The organism is Solirubrobacter deserti (genome assembly GCF_027587175.1).
Taxonomy (GTDB): domain Bacteria; phylum Actinomycetota; class Thermoleophilia; order Solirubrobacterales; family Solirubrobacteraceae; genus Solirubrobacter; species Solirubrobacter deserti.
Genome location: NZ_JAPCID010000006.1, coordinates 22,988 through 35,970, shown reverse-complemented (window position 1 = coordinate 35,970; position 12,983 = coordinate 22,988). Strand labels below are relative to the sequence as shown.

The following is a 12,983-nucleotide window of genomic DNA, read 5'->3' as shown; positions in this document are numbered from 1 at the left end:
TCCGAGACCATCCCTCCATGACGTTCACCGACCCGCCCCGCCAGGTCGCCTGGCGCCACAAGGACCTGCGCGAAGGCTTCGAGGTGGTGTTCATCGAGCCGCGCTGGACGGTCGAGGGCGCGACCGCGGCGATCGAGGACGGCGACGGGTTCGCCGTCCAGTACGCGATCGACCTCTCCCCCGAATGGGTGACCCGCAGCGCGCGCGTGGCGAGCTTCGGCCGTGAGTTGCACCTGCTCGCCGACGGCGACGGCGCCTGGCACATCGACGGCGGTCCCGCGCCGCACCTGGACGGCATCTTCGACGTCGACCTGGAGTCCTCGGCGTTCACCAACGCGTTCCCGGTGCACCGGCTCGCGCTCGCCGTCGGGGAGTCGGCCGAAGCGCCCGCGGCCTGGGTGCGGTTCTCGTCGCTCACCGTCGAGCGGCTCGAGCAGCGCTACACGCGCCTGCCCGACGACGCGGCCGGGCGCGCGCGCTTCGACTACTGGTCGCCGGACCTGCAGTGCGAGCTCGTCTACGACGCGTGCGGGCTCGTGCTCGACTACCCGGGCATCGCTACACGCGCCGCCTGACCCAGAAGGCGGTGAGGCCGAAAAGGCCGGCGGCGAGCGCGGTGAACCCGGCCAGCTCGATCGCCTGCAGCGTCCAATACCGCGAGGCGGGCTGGAACACCACGCGCTGGCGGTACCCGAGGTCGGCGAGCCGCTGGAAGCAGGCGGGATCGGCGATCGGCTTCATCCGCTTCGCGTCCGGACGCACGCAGGAGGTCAGGAACGACGGGAAGCCGGCCTGGCCGGGGGGCGCGACGGTCTCGTTGGCGATCATCCACGCGCCGGGCTCGGTCGTGCGGACCCGCATCTCCACGACCGGGCCGCCCTTGCCGGCGATCAAGAACCCGCCGAGGTTCTCGGGGGTGACGGTGACGGTCCGGGTCGTCGGGCCCAGGTGGGCGCGGACGAACGGCGGGACCGCGAACTGCACGAGCGCGAAGACGGCCGCGGTGACCGCCATCGCCGGCACGGTGCGGCGGATGAGCGTCCCGGCGGTGACGCCGAGGGCGAAGGCGAACAGCGCGTAGCCGATCGGGACGATCCCGCGCGAGGCGAACATGATCGGCTCCATCCGCAGCGCGCCCGCGATGCCCTGCGCCTCCTGGCCGGACACCTGCGCCGCGTGGACGGCTTCGGCCCACCACGTGAGCAGCAGGCCGAGGGCGCCGGCGACCAGCGCGGCCGCGCCGCCGATCAGCGCCAGCTTGGTGGCCAGCCAGCGGCTGCGGCTGACGCTCTGGTTCCACACCAGCCGGTGCGTGCCGGCCTCCAGCTCGCGCGCCACGAGCGGCGCGCCCCAGAACATGCCGATGACCGCCGGAAGCAGCAACATCGCGAGCGTGGCGATCGTGTAGACCTGGATGTGCGTGCGCTCGGCCTCGAACAGGTTCAGCGCCTCGTCGGGCAGCCCGACCGCGAGCAGCGCGAGCGCCAGCAGCCCCGCGGCCGTCACGATCACCGACGCGGGAAAGCGGAACTGGCGCCAGCTGAGCCAGATCATCGGACCGACTCCAGCTCCCGCACCGCGGGCTCGCGGCGCTGCTCCATGTACGCCAGCACGATGTCCTCGAGGCTGAGGTGGCCGACGTTCCAGGTCGGGTCGGCGATCGGCCCGTCGTAGCGGACGACGTAGGTCGACTGCACGTCGGTGTGGCTCGCGGTGACGAGCTCGCCCGGGTGCCCGGCGTCGCGCGGCCCCGACACGCGGACGTGCCCGGACACGATGTCGTCGAGATCGCCCGCGAGCCGCACGCGGCTCGCCACCAGCACGATCAGGTGGTCGCACACGCGCTCGAGGTCGGACACGAGGTGCGAGGACAGGATCACGCTGAGCTCCTGCTCGGCCACCGCCTCCATCAGGTCCTGCAGGAACTCCCGCCGCGCGAGCGGGTCCAGCGAAGCGACCGGCTCGTCGAGGATCAGCAGCTCAGGCCGCTTGGCGATCCCGAGCGTGAGCGCGAGCTGCGCGCGCTGGCCGCCCGAGAGCTTGCGGGCGCGCTGGCGCGGATCGAGGCCCAGGCGCTCGATCCGGCGCCGCGCGAGGTCGGCGTCCCACGCCGGGTTCAGGTGCTCGCCGAGCGCGAGATGATCGGCGACCGTCAGGTGCGCGTAGGTCGGCGTGTCCTGTGCGACGTAGCCGACCTTGGCCAGGTGCTCCGGAGGCGTGCCGCCGAGCACCTCGATCGTGCCGCTCGTGGGCGCGAGCATCCCGACCGCAAGGTTGAGCAGCGTCGACTTGCCCGCGCCGTTCGGCCCGACGAGGCCGACCACGCGGCCCGCGGGGATGTCCAGCGTGCAGTCGTCGAGCGCGGCGCGGCGCCCGTACGTCTTGCCCAGACCGACGGCCCGGAGGACGGTGCTCATGCGACCTCCCTCATCTCACTTCGAAACGTGGTCTGGAACAGCGCCTCGATGCTCTCGTCGTCGAGGCCGGCGTTGCGGGCCTTGCCCAACCAACGGCGCAGCTCCTGACGCAGCGGGCCGTGGGCCGCGAGCGTCGTGTCGGCCAGCGTGCGGGTGACGAACGTGCCGACGCCGGGGCGCGCGGCGACCAGGCCCTCGTGCTCGAGCTCCCGATAGGCCTTGAGCACCGTGTTGGGGTTGATGGCCAGCGCGGCCACGACGTCCTTGACCGTCGGGAGCTGGTCCCCCTCGCTCAGCAGGCCCAGGCGCAACGCGTGCCGGACCTGCCGGACGATCTGCTGGTACGGCGAGAGGCCGGAGCCGCCGTCGAGGTGGAACTCAATCATTGTGCTATGAACCTAGCACAATAGATGCCTGGTCTGACGCGCGAGGTACGGCACGCCGACGCGCGGCGTGTCGGAGCTCCGCGGGCGGGCGACTCAGCGGCGCGCGGCGCCCGGCGTGGCCGGTCGGCGCGCGATCAGCTGGTGCACTCCGACGCCGATCGCCATCGCGAGCGCGAACACCACGGCGGCGATCGCGCCCACCGTCGCGTAGCTCGCGAAGTTCCAGTCGTCACTGCCGTCGGGCGCGAGCGTGCCGGCGATCGTCCAGACGACGGCGAGGGCGACCGGCGCCAGCAGCGCCCACCAGCGCCCGACCAGCGCCCCGACGACGACCGTACCGACCAGCAGCGAGAGCCATGCGCCCGCGGACTGCAGCTCCAGGAGGACGACCCACACGGCCGCGACCCAGGCGGCGAGGACGAGGATCCGCAGCGCAAGTCCCATTGCTCACGATGTACCCACTTTCAGGCAAAGCGCAGCGCGAGCCGGCAATTCAGGCATTCGACGAGATGCGCTTCGGCGTAGGTGCGGGAGCGGCGCACCGGCCGGCAACGGGCCGTCGGTTCGTCGCTGGCGACGAGGTGCAGGAGGGCGCCCCACGCGAGCGCGTGGCGCTTCTCGTACTGGTGCAGCGAGAGGTTCAGCGCCGTGGCGATCTCCCGCCGCGACGCGCCGTGCAGGTGGCGACGGCGGATGAGCGTGCCGTACTCGGCGGGCAGCCGCCGCAGCGCGCGGTGGACGGTGCGGTGCGCGAGCGCGCGGTCGAAGCCGTCGTCCTCGGGTGTCGCGGCGAGCTGCTCGTCGAGCTCCACGAACGCGCGCGGCGAGCGGCGGCCGTCGCGCGCGCGGCGGAAGTCCTCCGCGCGGTTGAGCACGACGCGCGCGAACCACGCGCGCCCCGCGCCCGGCGGGACCTTTCCGGCCACCGCGAGGAGCGCGTCGGACACGATGTCCTCGGCGTCCTCGCGGCTGAGCGTCCCGCCGAAGCGGGTCACGACGAGCTGTTCGTAGCGGCCGCGCTCAGCGGCCAGGCGGGCGAGGGCGGAGCGATGCTGGGGAGGCATGCCCCTGACGATCCGCCACGCGCGCCCGCCTGACCTCAGTGACGACCCTGATCCGCCCCCTTACCCGGCGACGCGGAACGTCGTGCGGGCCGTCGTGCGCCCGCCGGCGACCACCGTCACGCGGTAGCGGCCGGCGCGGAGCTTGAAGCGGCTGAGGCTGATGCGCACGGTGCCGCGCTGCACCGCGGGCAGGTCGAGGACGCCCGGCCGCAGACGCCACCCGTTGCCGGTCTGGCGCTCGATCGTGACCCGCAGCCGCGCGGGCGCGGACAGGTTCAGCTCGAGCTTCTCGCGCACGCGCAGCCGCGTGATCTCGGGCGCGTCCGGCACGGACGCGCGGGGCGTCACCGGCGGCACCGGCGCGCCGGCGGGCGCCTGGGCGCCACCCACGAGCCCACCGGCCGTCCGGCCCTCGTCGGCGCCGCCGCTGATCCCAGGCGACTCGACCGGCGGCTGCCCCCCTCCACCGGCCGGGGCCGGGCCGCCCGGAGCGGTCGGCGCGCCGTCGCCGGGCACGGGGTTGCCGGGCGTGGTCGGCGCCGGACCGCCGGACGTCGGCGCGCCGGGGTCGGCCGGCGTCGTCGGCACGCCGCCGCCCGGCGCGTCACCGGTCGGCGGTGCGATCACCGGCGGCAGTGCGTAGCGGCGGGCCTGGAGCGTCACGTTCGAGCCGGACGGCCGGTGCCACACCACGAACGCGTGACCGCTGGGGGCGACGCCGAGCTCAGGCTCCTGCGCGGTCGTGGTCTCGGACAGCACGACCGGGCCAGGCTCCCACGTCGTGCCGTCGAACCGGCGGCTCTCGACCGTGGTCGGTTGGCCGGGCTTGCGCCAGACGACGATCGCGCGACCGGACGCGTCCGCGCCGAGCTGGTGCGAGAGCGCGTTGGCCCCCGGCGTCGACAGGTTCGTCGGTGCGTCCCAGCGGCTGCCGTCGAAGGTGCGCGCGCGGACGACGAACTTGCCGTCGCCCTGGGCGAACCACGCGACGGTCGCCCGGCCGTCCGGCGTGACCGCCAGCTGCGGCGCGTGGGCGATCCCGTTGCGCGGGGTCAGCGGGGTCGGCGCGCCCCACGTGCCGCCCTCGAACCGGCGTGACTGCACGAACGTCCCGCCCGCCTCGGACGCGCCCCAGGTCGCCTGCACGCGCCCGGCGGCGTCGACGCCCAGCGCCACGCCGGACGAGGACTCGCCCGGGACCGAGAGACGCGTGGGCGTGGCCGGCCAGCGGTCCTTGGCGGCGTCGTAGCGCTTGACCTCGATTCCGTCCGGGGCCTGCCAGGCCACGGTGGCGTTCCCGCTGTCGTCGACGACCGCGGCGGGCTGGTAGGCGTCGCCCGCATCCGAGGACAGCGCGGTGGACGCGGACTCCCAGGCGCCGGCGACGGCGTCGTAGCGGCGGGAGCGGACCACGCCGCTCGCAGTCCAGACGGCGAGCGCGTCACCATCGGCCTCGAACGTGAGCGCCGGCTGCGTGGCGTTCTCGTCCGCGCTCGAGAGCGTCGCGCTCGCGGTCTCCCACGTGCCGGTCGAGCGGTCGAACCGGCGCGCCTTGAGCACGCGCTGGCCGTTGACCGCCTGCGCCCACAGCGCGAGCGCGTTGCCGGCGCGGTCCATGCCGACGAGCGGGCTCATGTTGTTCGAGCTCGCGACCGACAGCTCGCGCACGGTCGTCTCCCACACACCGGCCGCGGCGTCGTAGCGGCGCACGCGGATGGCGGTTCGCCCGGTGAGGGGCGCCTCCCACACCGTGAGGGCGTTGCCCGCGTCGTCGACGGCGACGTCGTGGACGGGGTCCATCGCGGCCACGGTCTGCAGGTCCGTGACCCCGGGCGTCCAGTCGGCCTGCGCGGGCGCGGCGGCGGCGAGCGTCACGCCCGCGGCCGCGATCAGCAGAACGCGCCTCACGACTGCACCGTCACGAAGAACTGGTGGTAGTACGGGTAGGAGCCGTCGACGGAGTTGAGCGTGATCCGGACCTGCTTGCCGGCGCACGGCCCGCTCGCCGGCCGGATCCAGACGGTCGGGTTGCGCGCCCAGTCGCCGGGCGTCACCTGCACGTTGCGCGGCTCGTGCTGGAGCCCGTCGAGGCAGATCGTGTTGTCGGACCAGACCAGCACGTTGGCCTTCTCGATGCCGGAGGCGCGGTTGACCTCGACGTAGGGCGCGCCGTGACGCAGCGCGAAGATCTGGGCGTACGCCGTCGTCGCGGCGTTCGTGGGCGGCGGCGGCGCGACGACCGTGTTGGCGGCGTAGGACGTGCCGCCGAGTGAGAGGAACAGCGCCAGCAACGCGATCGGATGCTGCTTCAGGTACTTGAGCATGCTCCTATGACGGACGCTCGCCGGGACTCCGGAAGCGCGGTGGCCGTCACCGCCAGGGCGAGCAGCACGGCGGCCACCGGCACGAACAGCGCGGCCTGGTAGCCGTCGAGCCGCGCGGCCTCCGAGGTCCCGTCGGTCGCGGCGACGTTGACCGCCGCCACCACGGCCAACCCGACGGCGGCGCCGAACTGCAGCGACACGTACTGCAGTCCGCTCGCGAGGCCCTGCTCGTGCTCGGCGATGCCGTCCGTCGCGACGATCATCAGCGTCCCGAACGCCAGCGCGAAGGCGACGCCCACGAGCACGATCGTCGGCAGCATCTGCAGGTACGTCCAGTCCGGCCCGAGCGGCAGGAAGAGCCCGTAGCCGACCGCGGCGAGGACCATCCCCGCGCCGATCACGGGCAGTTTGCCGAAGCGCTCGACCAGCCGAGGCGTGAGCGTGGGCGCGAGGATGGCGTCGATGCCGAGCACCATCAGCGCGAGCCCGGTCTCCACCGGCGACCAGTCACGCAGCTCCTGCAAGTAGAGCACGGCGACGAACTGGAACGCGACGAAGGCGCCGATGAACAGCATCGTGCCCACGTTGGCCCGCACCAGCGACGCGCTGCGCAGGATGCCGAGCCGCACCAGCGGCGCGGCGGCGCGCCGCTCGACGGCGACGAACGCCGCCAGCAGCGCGGCGCTGCCCACCAGCCCGACGACGGTCAGCGCGACGTCCACGTCGGGCGCGCGCACGACGGTGAACACGAGCAGGATCATGGCCGCGGTGAGGCTGAGCGCGCCGCTGAGGTCGAACGCACCCGCCGCCCGCTCCGCGTCGCGCGGCACCACCCGCATGGCCGCGAGCATCAGCAGCGACGCCATCGCGACCGGCGCGAAGAACACCCAGCGCCAGCCGATCGCGGTCAGCAGCCCGCCGACGACCATGCCGAGCGAGAAGCCCGCGGCGGCCACGCCCGCGTAGATCAGCAGGGCACGGTTGCGCTCGGAGCCCTCCGCGAAACTCGACGTGATGATCGACAGCCCGGCCGGCGCCATGAAGCCCGCGGCCACGCCGGTGACGAACCGCGCGAGGATCAGCAGCCAGCCGCTGTCGGCGATCCCGCCCAGGGCGGAGAACACGATGAACACCGCCATCCAGGACAGGAACATCCGCCGCCGGCCGAGCAGGTCCGCCGCGCGTCCGCCGAGCAGCACGAACCCGCCGTAGCCGAGCACGTACGCGCTCACGATCCACTGCAGCTCGCTCGTGGCGAGCCCGAGCTCTTCGCGGATCGACGGCAGCGCGACGCCCATCATCGAGACGTCGACGCCCTCGAGGAAGATCGCCCCCGACAGCACTAGCAGCAACAGCGTTCGGGATCTGGTCACGGTGCCTCCTTGACGGTTACTTCTAGTAAGTAGCCGCATGATGCGTCACCATCCGCAGCAATGGAAGAAGGCACTTCAGAGTCACTCGGTTCCTGCTGCGACACCTCCCGCAACGACGCTCACCAGTGGGACACCCGGGAGGACTGCGAGGTCCGCCAGATCCTGGACCGGATCGCGGACAAGTGGTCGCTGCTGGCGATCGCGCTGCTCGAGGGCCGGACGCTGCGCTTCAACGAGCTGCGCCGGGAGATCGACGGGATCTCGCAGCGGATGCTCACGGTCACGCTGCGCCAGCTCGAGCGCGACGGACTCGTCACCCGCACGGTCTACCCGGTCGTGCCGCCGCGCGTGGAGTACGGGCTGACGCCGCTCGGCGAGAGCCTGCACTCCACGGTCCAGGCGCTCGTCACGTGGACCGAGTCCCACCAGGACCAGGTCGCCGCCGCCCGCGCCGCGTACGACGCGCGCGCGGCCGAGCCGGTCGCGTAGCGACCGGTCGCCTGGGGCGGCGACCGACGCGGCGGGACCGCCTAGATGCGCCAGGTCATCTCGAGCGTCCCGCCCTCGCGCACCTGGTCCCAGCGCGCAGCGGAGTTGCGCAGCTGGGAGCCCATCAGCTCCAGCTGCTCGCGCGTTACGGGCACGGCCCAGCGCTCACCCGTCCGGACGGAGCCGCCGTCGCTGATCGCGTCCGCGACGGCGCGCACCATCACCTCCGACTGACGCAGCGTCTCCCCCGCGGCGTCCGTGATCGCCCACGCCTTCTTCTCCGAGTGCGGCGGCCTTTTGCCCCCGATGAACTCGAGGTTGGCGACCAGGCCGCCGACCGCGATCGTCCCCCACAGCCCGCCGCGCAGCTCGAGCGTCTGCTCGACGATCAGGTGCGCGATGTCGTGCGGCACGCGCACGCCGCCGCCGAGCTGGTTGTAGGAGCCGCCCCGGAGCTTCATGACCGCGCCGTCCGGGCGCGTGAAGGTCGAGTGGTAGCGGCCGCGAGCTTCTCGGTGGAACGTGATCTTCAAGCGAACAGGGATTGCTGGGTGAAACCGGGCGCACGCTCGATCTCCAGCATCCGCCGCTTGGTGACGATCCCGCCGGGCGCCGAGAAGCCGTGCAGCGCGCCCGTCGATGAGAGCACACGGTGACAGGGGACCACGATCGGGAACGGGTTCGAACCCAGCGCCCGCCCGACGGCCTGCGCGGCGCCGGGTGATCCGACCGCCCGCGCAAGGTCCCCGTACGTGCAGACCTCGCCCGGCCCGACCGCGCGCGTGGCGGCGTAGACCGCGGCCGCGAAGGCCTCGACGCCGGTGAGGTCGAGCGGCACCTCGCGCAGGTCGCGCGGCTCGCCGGCGAAGAGCGCAGCGATGCCGTCGGCCGCCGCAAGGACGAACGCGGGCGGCGAGACCGCGGTGGCGGGCGGCGAGCCGCTGGTGGCGGCGCCGCCCGTGCGCGGGCGTTCGTCGAGCGGGAACGACCGCGGTAGGTACGCGTGCGTCAGCCCGTCGTCGCTCCACTCCAGCGCGCACTCGCCGATCGCCGTCTCGAACCGCAGCACACGGCCAGCGTACCTACGCCACCGGCGTCGCCTTCGCCGCCTCCGCCGCCTGATCGACCCCGTTGCGCCACGGCTCGCCGTGGCCCGTCAACGCGATGCGCGCGCCGGTCGCTGCGAGCGCGTCGAGGCTGCGCTTGGCCTGCTCGGAGTCCGCCGTCGCCGCGCGCGCGACCACCCGCGGCCCGCGCTTGCCCGTGTACGGATCGAGCGTCACGAACGCGTCGCCGACGAGGATCGCGTCGCGGTCGGGCAGATGCATCGCGCAGTGCCCGTACGTGTGGCCCGGGCAGAACACCACGCGCGGACGGCCGGGGACGTCGAGCACGTCGCCGTCCTCGTACGGGGTCACGTCGCCGACCGGGTTCGGCGTCCACGCGCGATTCAGCGTGAGCGCCGCCACGATCGGCAGCGCCCGCGGCTGCGTGAGCAGGTACTTCGAGCGCGGCCGCTCGTGGTCGTAGCGGGTCGGGTGGCGCGTGAGCCCGACCTCCCGCCGGTGCGCGTAGACCGGGATGTCCAGCCGCTGGCGCGCCTTCTCCGCGAAGCCGACGTGGTCGAAGTGCGCGTGCGTGAGCACGAGCGCGCGGATGTCGTCCAGCGAGTGCCCGAGCTCCTTGACCGCCTTCAACAGCGAGTCCCACGACGTCGGCACGCCGGCGTCGACCACGGTCAAGGACCCGTCGTACTCGATCAGGTACCAGTTCGTGTAGGCGTCCTCGATGCGGTGGACGCCGGGCGCGACGTCGCGGGTGAGGCTCACGGCTTGAACACCGCCCGCATGCAGTTGTCCTCTTTGTCCTTGAACAGCTGGTAGCCCTTCGGCGAGTCCTCCAGGGACATCCGGTGCGTGACCAGGAAGGACGGGTCGAGCTCGCCCTTCTGCACGTGCTCGAGCATGGCCGGCATGTAGCGCTGGCCGGGCTGCTGGGACGTGCGGATCGTGATCCCCTTGTTCATCAGGATCCCGAGCGGGAACTTGTCCATGAGCCCGTAGACGCCGACGATCGACAGCGTGCCGCCCTTGCGCACGGCCATGATCGCCTCGCGCAACGCGCTGCCGCGGTCGGTCTCCAGGTGCAGCGCCTGCTTGACGCGGTCGTAGGCATACTGCGGCCCGGTGCCGTGCGCCTCCATCCCGACGGCCTCGATGCACGAGTCCGGGCCGATGCCGTGCGTGAACTCCCGCAGCTCCTCGAGGACGCTGTCGGACTCCTCGTAGTTGATCGTCTCCGAGCCGATGATGTCGCGCGCCATCGCGAGCCGCTCGGGGATGCGGTCGATCGCGATCACGCGACCGGCGCCCATGATCATCGCGCTCTTCTGCGCCATCAGCCCGACGCCGCCGCAGCCCCACACGGCGACGGTGTCGCCCGGCTTGATGTCGGCGAAGTCGGCGCCCATGTACCCAGTGGGCACGGCGTCGGACAGGAACAGCGCCTGCTCGTCCGTCACGCCTTCCGGCACCGTGAACGCGTTGACGTCACCGAACGGGACGCGGATGAACTCGGCGTGCGAGCCGGCGTAGCCGCCGAACGCGTGCGAGTAGCCCGGGATGCCGCCGGTCGGGTAGCCCAGCACGGGCTCGGCCAGCTCGGGCTTCGGGTGCGTGTTGTCGCACAGCGAGTACTCGTCGTGGTCGCAGTACCAGCACTTCCCGCAGCCGAGGAACGACGGCACGACGACACGGTCGCCCACGCGCAGCTTGGACACCTCGCGCCCGACCTCGACGACCTCGCCCATGTACTCGTGGCCGATGACGTCGCCTTCGCGCATCGTCGGGACGTAGCCGCCGAGCAGGTGCAGATCCGAGCCGCAGGTCGTCGTGAGGCCGACCTTGAGCACGACGTCGTGCGGGTTGACGATCGTGGGATCCGGGACGGTGTTGACCTGCAGGTCGTTGACGCCCATCCAGCACAGGGCCCTCATGCCGCGTCCTCCCGCGCCGACGGGTTGTTCTCGGTGGTCGGGACCTCGCCCGTCTCCACCAGCGCCTTCAGCCGGCGCACCGCCTTGCCGGCCAGCGTGTTGGCCGCCATGTCCGGCACCGCCTCCTTCAGTCGCAGGTGCACGGTCACCGCGAGCCCCCAGTCGCGCACGGTCTGGCCGTACTGCGTCGTGGCGCTCTCCATCGGGATCCCGTCGAAGATCGTGGTAGTGCGGCTCGTCCACACCTGCTCGATCTCGTCCTTGGAGGCCCGGATCGGCAGGGTCCGACTCGCCTCCAGCGGTCCGGATCGGACCTTGCTCAGCGCGTCCTTCGCCTTATCGGCAACACTCATCCACGGGCGCTACCCCGCGGTCGCGACCGCCTCGGGCGCGCTCGTCACGGCCCTGACGCTCCGCCACCGGGCGGTCTCGTCGACCAACCGGCGCAGCATCAGCTCCACGCCGCCTTCGGCCGCGTTCGTGCGCTGGCGCACGGCGCCGTTGCCGCGCTCGAGCAGGCGGTGGACCAGCATCAGCTCGTCCCAGCAGCCGAGGTCGGCGGCGTACGCGCTGGCGACCGCGACGGCGTGCAGCGCGACCTCGCGCACCGGCCGCAGCGTGCCCTCCGACAGCAGGCGCGCTTCCAGGCCGTCGCGCGTGGCGCGGAAGCTCAGCTCGCGCAGCGCCTCGGGCCCCGGCAGGCGGCGGCGCTTGACGGTGCTCGCCTCGTGCACGGCCAGGCAGTGCGTGAGCGCGACGAGCGCGACCAGGTCCTCCAGCGAGGACTGCGCGTCCAGCGCGCGGATCTCGAGCGTGCCGAGCCGCGGGTGCGGACGCAGGTCCCACCACAGGTAGCTGTCGTCCGGGCACTCGCCGAGCGCGCGCAGCTCCTCGACCGTCGTCGCGTAGTCGGCGTAGTCCTCGAACGCGCGCGGGATGCCCGAGCGCGGGAACGAGTTGCAGATGACCGAGCGCGTGCTGGCCAGCCCGGAGTCCTGCCCGTACCAGTACGGCGAGTTCGCGCCCAGCGCCTGCAGCAGCGGGATCCAGCCGCGCATGCCGTTCGCGGCACGCACCGCGGTCTCGCCGTCCGGCATGCCGACGTGCACGTGCACGCCGCAGTGCGGCGTCTGCCGCATGATCGCCCGCATGCTGCGGTCGATCAGCTCGTAGCGCTCGCCGCCGCGCAGAACCACTTCGCCGAAGCGCGCCAGCGGGTGCACGCCCGCACCCACGAGCGGCGTGACCTCGCCGAGCTCCGCGCGCAGCGCGCCCAGGATGGCGACGGCCTCACCGGCGTCGTCGCACACGGGCGTGCGGAGCTCGAGCACGCCGTCCGTCACCTCGCCCGTGACGTGCTCGGGCGAGAGCCCGGCGCGCTCCAGCAGGTCCTCGGTGCCGCCGCACGGCAGCAACGTGCCCGGGTGGACCGCGATCAGCTCCTCCTCCACCCCAAGGCTGAATCGGTCTGATCCCTTGAAGCTCAATGGCGAAGAGGTGAGAGAAGTAATCGGCATGGGCGGCCGGGCTCTACCCGCGGCGCGGGTTTTCCACGCCCGGCCGCCGTCGCCGCGCGATGACGCCCGTCACGGCAGTGACGAGCCGGTATTTTCCCTGCTCGCAAGGGGTAGATCTGGCCCATGATCGGAGAACTCATCGCCGCCGTCGTCATCGGCATCATCGCCGGGTACATCGGCCGCGCACTTCTGCCCGGGAAGGACTCCATGGGCTTCGTCGGAACGGTGCTCGTGGGCATCGTCGGCGCACTCGTCGGCTGGGCGCTCTTCACTTACGCGCTCGGCATCGGCGACAACGACAAATTCGACCTCGGCGGCATCATCGGCGCCATCGTTGGCACGATGCTCGTCCTGCTCGTGCTCCGCGCCGTTCGCGGCCGCAGCGGCACGCCCGCGCGCACCGCGCGCCACTAGGAAC

The 12,983-nt window shown here is 72.7% G+C and carries 17 protein-coding genes; 3 read left to right on the top strand and 14 right to left on the bottom strand.

Annotated elements, in window-relative coordinates; translation table 11 throughout:
- Positions 1 to 17 precede the first annotated feature (17 nt).
- Positions 18 to 575 (top strand): putative glycolipid-binding domain-containing protein, encoded by a 558-nt coding sequence (locus OJ962_RS04455; RefSeq protein ID WP_202953611.1) that lies wholly within the window; start codon positions 18 to 20, stop codon positions 573 to 575.
- Here OJ962_RS04455 and OJ962_RS04450 read toward each other — a convergent pair.
- The 8 genes from OJ962_RS04450 to OJ962_RS04415 form a co-directional block, all read right to left on the bottom strand.
- A complete protein-coding gene (locus OJ962_RS04450; protein ID WP_202953610.1) occupies positions 559 to 1,554 on the bottom strand; it encodes an ABC transporter permease subunit in 996 nt (331 codons plus the stop codon). The two genes, OJ962_RS04455 and OJ962_RS04450, sit on opposite strands and share 17 nt — an antisense overlap.
- A complete protein-coding gene (locus OJ962_RS04445) occupies positions 1,551 to 2,417 on the bottom strand; it encodes an ABC transporter ATP-binding protein (RefSeq protein ID WP_202953609.1) in 867 nt (288 codons plus the stop codon). The genes OJ962_RS04450 and OJ962_RS04445 overlap by 4 nt, the downstream gene beginning before the upstream one ends.
- Positions 2,414 to 2,803, bottom strand: a complete 390-nt coding sequence (locus OJ962_RS04440) for a GntR family transcriptional regulator (RefSeq protein WP_202953608.1) — start codon at positions 2,801 to 2,803, stop codon at positions 2,414 to 2,416. The genes OJ962_RS04445 and OJ962_RS04440 overlap by 4 nt, the downstream gene beginning before the upstream one ends.
- Before the next feature lie 93 nt (positions 2,804 to 2,896).
- Complete coding sequence (locus OJ962_RS04435; protein WP_202953607.1) at positions 2,897 to 3,247, bottom strand: hypothetical protein; 351 nt, start codon at positions 3,245 to 3,247, stop codon at positions 2,897 to 2,899.
- 20 nt (positions 3,248 to 3,267) lie between these two features.
- Positions 3,268 to 3,867 (bottom strand): RNA polymerase sigma factor, encoded by a 600-nt coding sequence (locus OJ962_RS04430; protein WP_202953606.1) that lies wholly within the window; start codon positions 3,865 to 3,867, stop codon positions 3,268 to 3,270.
- A 60-nt stretch (positions 3,868 to 3,927) separates the two neighbouring features.
- Positions 3,928 to 5,775, bottom strand: a complete 1,848-nt coding sequence (locus OJ962_RS04425; RefSeq protein WP_202953605.1) for a hypothetical protein — start codon at positions 5,773 to 5,775, stop codon at positions 3,928 to 3,930.
- The gene (locus OJ962_RS04420) at positions 5,772 to 6,191 is read right to left on the bottom strand and encodes a hypothetical protein (RefSeq protein ID WP_202953604.1); all 420 of its coding nucleotides are present in this window, start codon (positions 6,189 to 6,191) and stop codon (positions 5,772 to 5,774) included. Before OJ962_RS04420 ends, OJ962_RS04425 begins: the two co-directional genes overlap by 4 nt.
- Positions 6,176 to 7,603, bottom strand: a complete 1,428-nt coding sequence (locus OJ962_RS04415; RefSeq protein WP_255525775.1) for an MFS transporter — start codon at positions 7,601 to 7,603, stop codon at positions 6,176 to 6,178. Before OJ962_RS04415 ends, OJ962_RS04420 begins: the two co-directional genes overlap by 16 nt.
- A 21-nt stretch (positions 7,604 to 7,624) precedes the next feature.
- Here OJ962_RS04415 and OJ962_RS04410 point away from each other — a divergent pair, with 21 nt between their 5' ends.
- Complete coding sequence (locus tag OJ962_RS04410) at positions 7,625 to 8,053, top strand: winged helix-turn-helix transcriptional regulator (protein ID WP_202953602.1); 429 nt, start codon at positions 7,625 to 7,627, stop codon at positions 8,051 to 8,053.
- A gap of 41 nt (positions 8,054 to 8,094) precedes the next feature.
- Here the strand turns inward: OJ962_RS04410 and OJ962_RS04405 are convergent, their stop codons facing one another.
- From OJ962_RS04405 to OJ962_RS04380, 6 genes are read right to left on the bottom strand one after another with little or no spacing between them, the layout of a single operon-like run.
- A complete protein-coding gene (locus OJ962_RS04405) occupies positions 8,095 to 8,586 on the bottom strand; it encodes a hypothetical protein (RefSeq protein ID WP_202953601.1) in 492 nt (163 codons plus the stop codon).
- Positions 8,583 to 9,122 carry a methylated-DNA--[protein]-cysteine S-methyltransferase gene (locus tag OJ962_RS04400; RefSeq protein WP_202953600.1) on the bottom strand — a complete coding sequence of 180 codons (540 nt, stop codon included), beginning with the start codon at positions 9,120 to 9,122 and terminating at the stop codon, positions 8,583 to 8,585. The genes OJ962_RS04405 and OJ962_RS04400 overlap by 4 nt, the downstream gene beginning before the upstream one ends.
- Before the next feature lie 13 nt (positions 9,123 to 9,135).
- Positions 9,136 to 9,882 carry an MBL fold metallo-hydrolase gene (locus tag OJ962_RS04395; RefSeq protein ID WP_202953599.1) on the bottom strand — a complete coding sequence of 249 codons (747 nt, stop codon included), beginning with the start codon at positions 9,880 to 9,882 and terminating at the stop codon, positions 9,136 to 9,138.
- Entirely contained in the window at positions 9,879 to 11,048 is a 1,170-nt protein-coding gene (locus tag OJ962_RS04390; protein WP_202953598.1) for a zinc-dependent alcohol dehydrogenase, read from the bottom strand. The genes OJ962_RS04395 and OJ962_RS04390 overlap by 4 nt, the downstream gene beginning before the upstream one ends.
- Complete coding sequence (locus OJ962_RS04385) at positions 11,045 to 11,401, bottom strand: hypothetical protein (protein ID WP_202953597.1); 357 nt, start codon at positions 11,399 to 11,401, stop codon at positions 11,045 to 11,047. The genes OJ962_RS04390 and OJ962_RS04385 overlap by 4 nt, the downstream gene beginning before the upstream one ends.
- Before the next feature lie 9 nt (positions 11,402 to 11,410).
- Positions 11,411 to 12,499, bottom strand: coding sequence for a carboxylate-amine ligase (locus OJ962_RS04380; protein ID WP_202953596.1), 1,089 nt, complete (start codon positions 12,497 to 12,499; stop codon positions 11,411 to 11,413).
- Positions 12,500 to 12,688: 189 nt separating this feature from the next.
- Between OJ962_RS04380 and OJ962_RS04375 the strand changes: the two genes are divergently transcribed.
- The gene (locus OJ962_RS04375) at positions 12,689 to 12,979 is read left to right on the top strand and encodes a GlsB/YeaQ/YmgE family stress response membrane protein (protein ID WP_202953595.1); all 291 of its coding nucleotides are present in this window, start codon (positions 12,689 to 12,691) and stop codon (positions 12,977 to 12,979) included.
- Positions 12,980 to 12,983 lie beyond the last annotated feature (4 nt).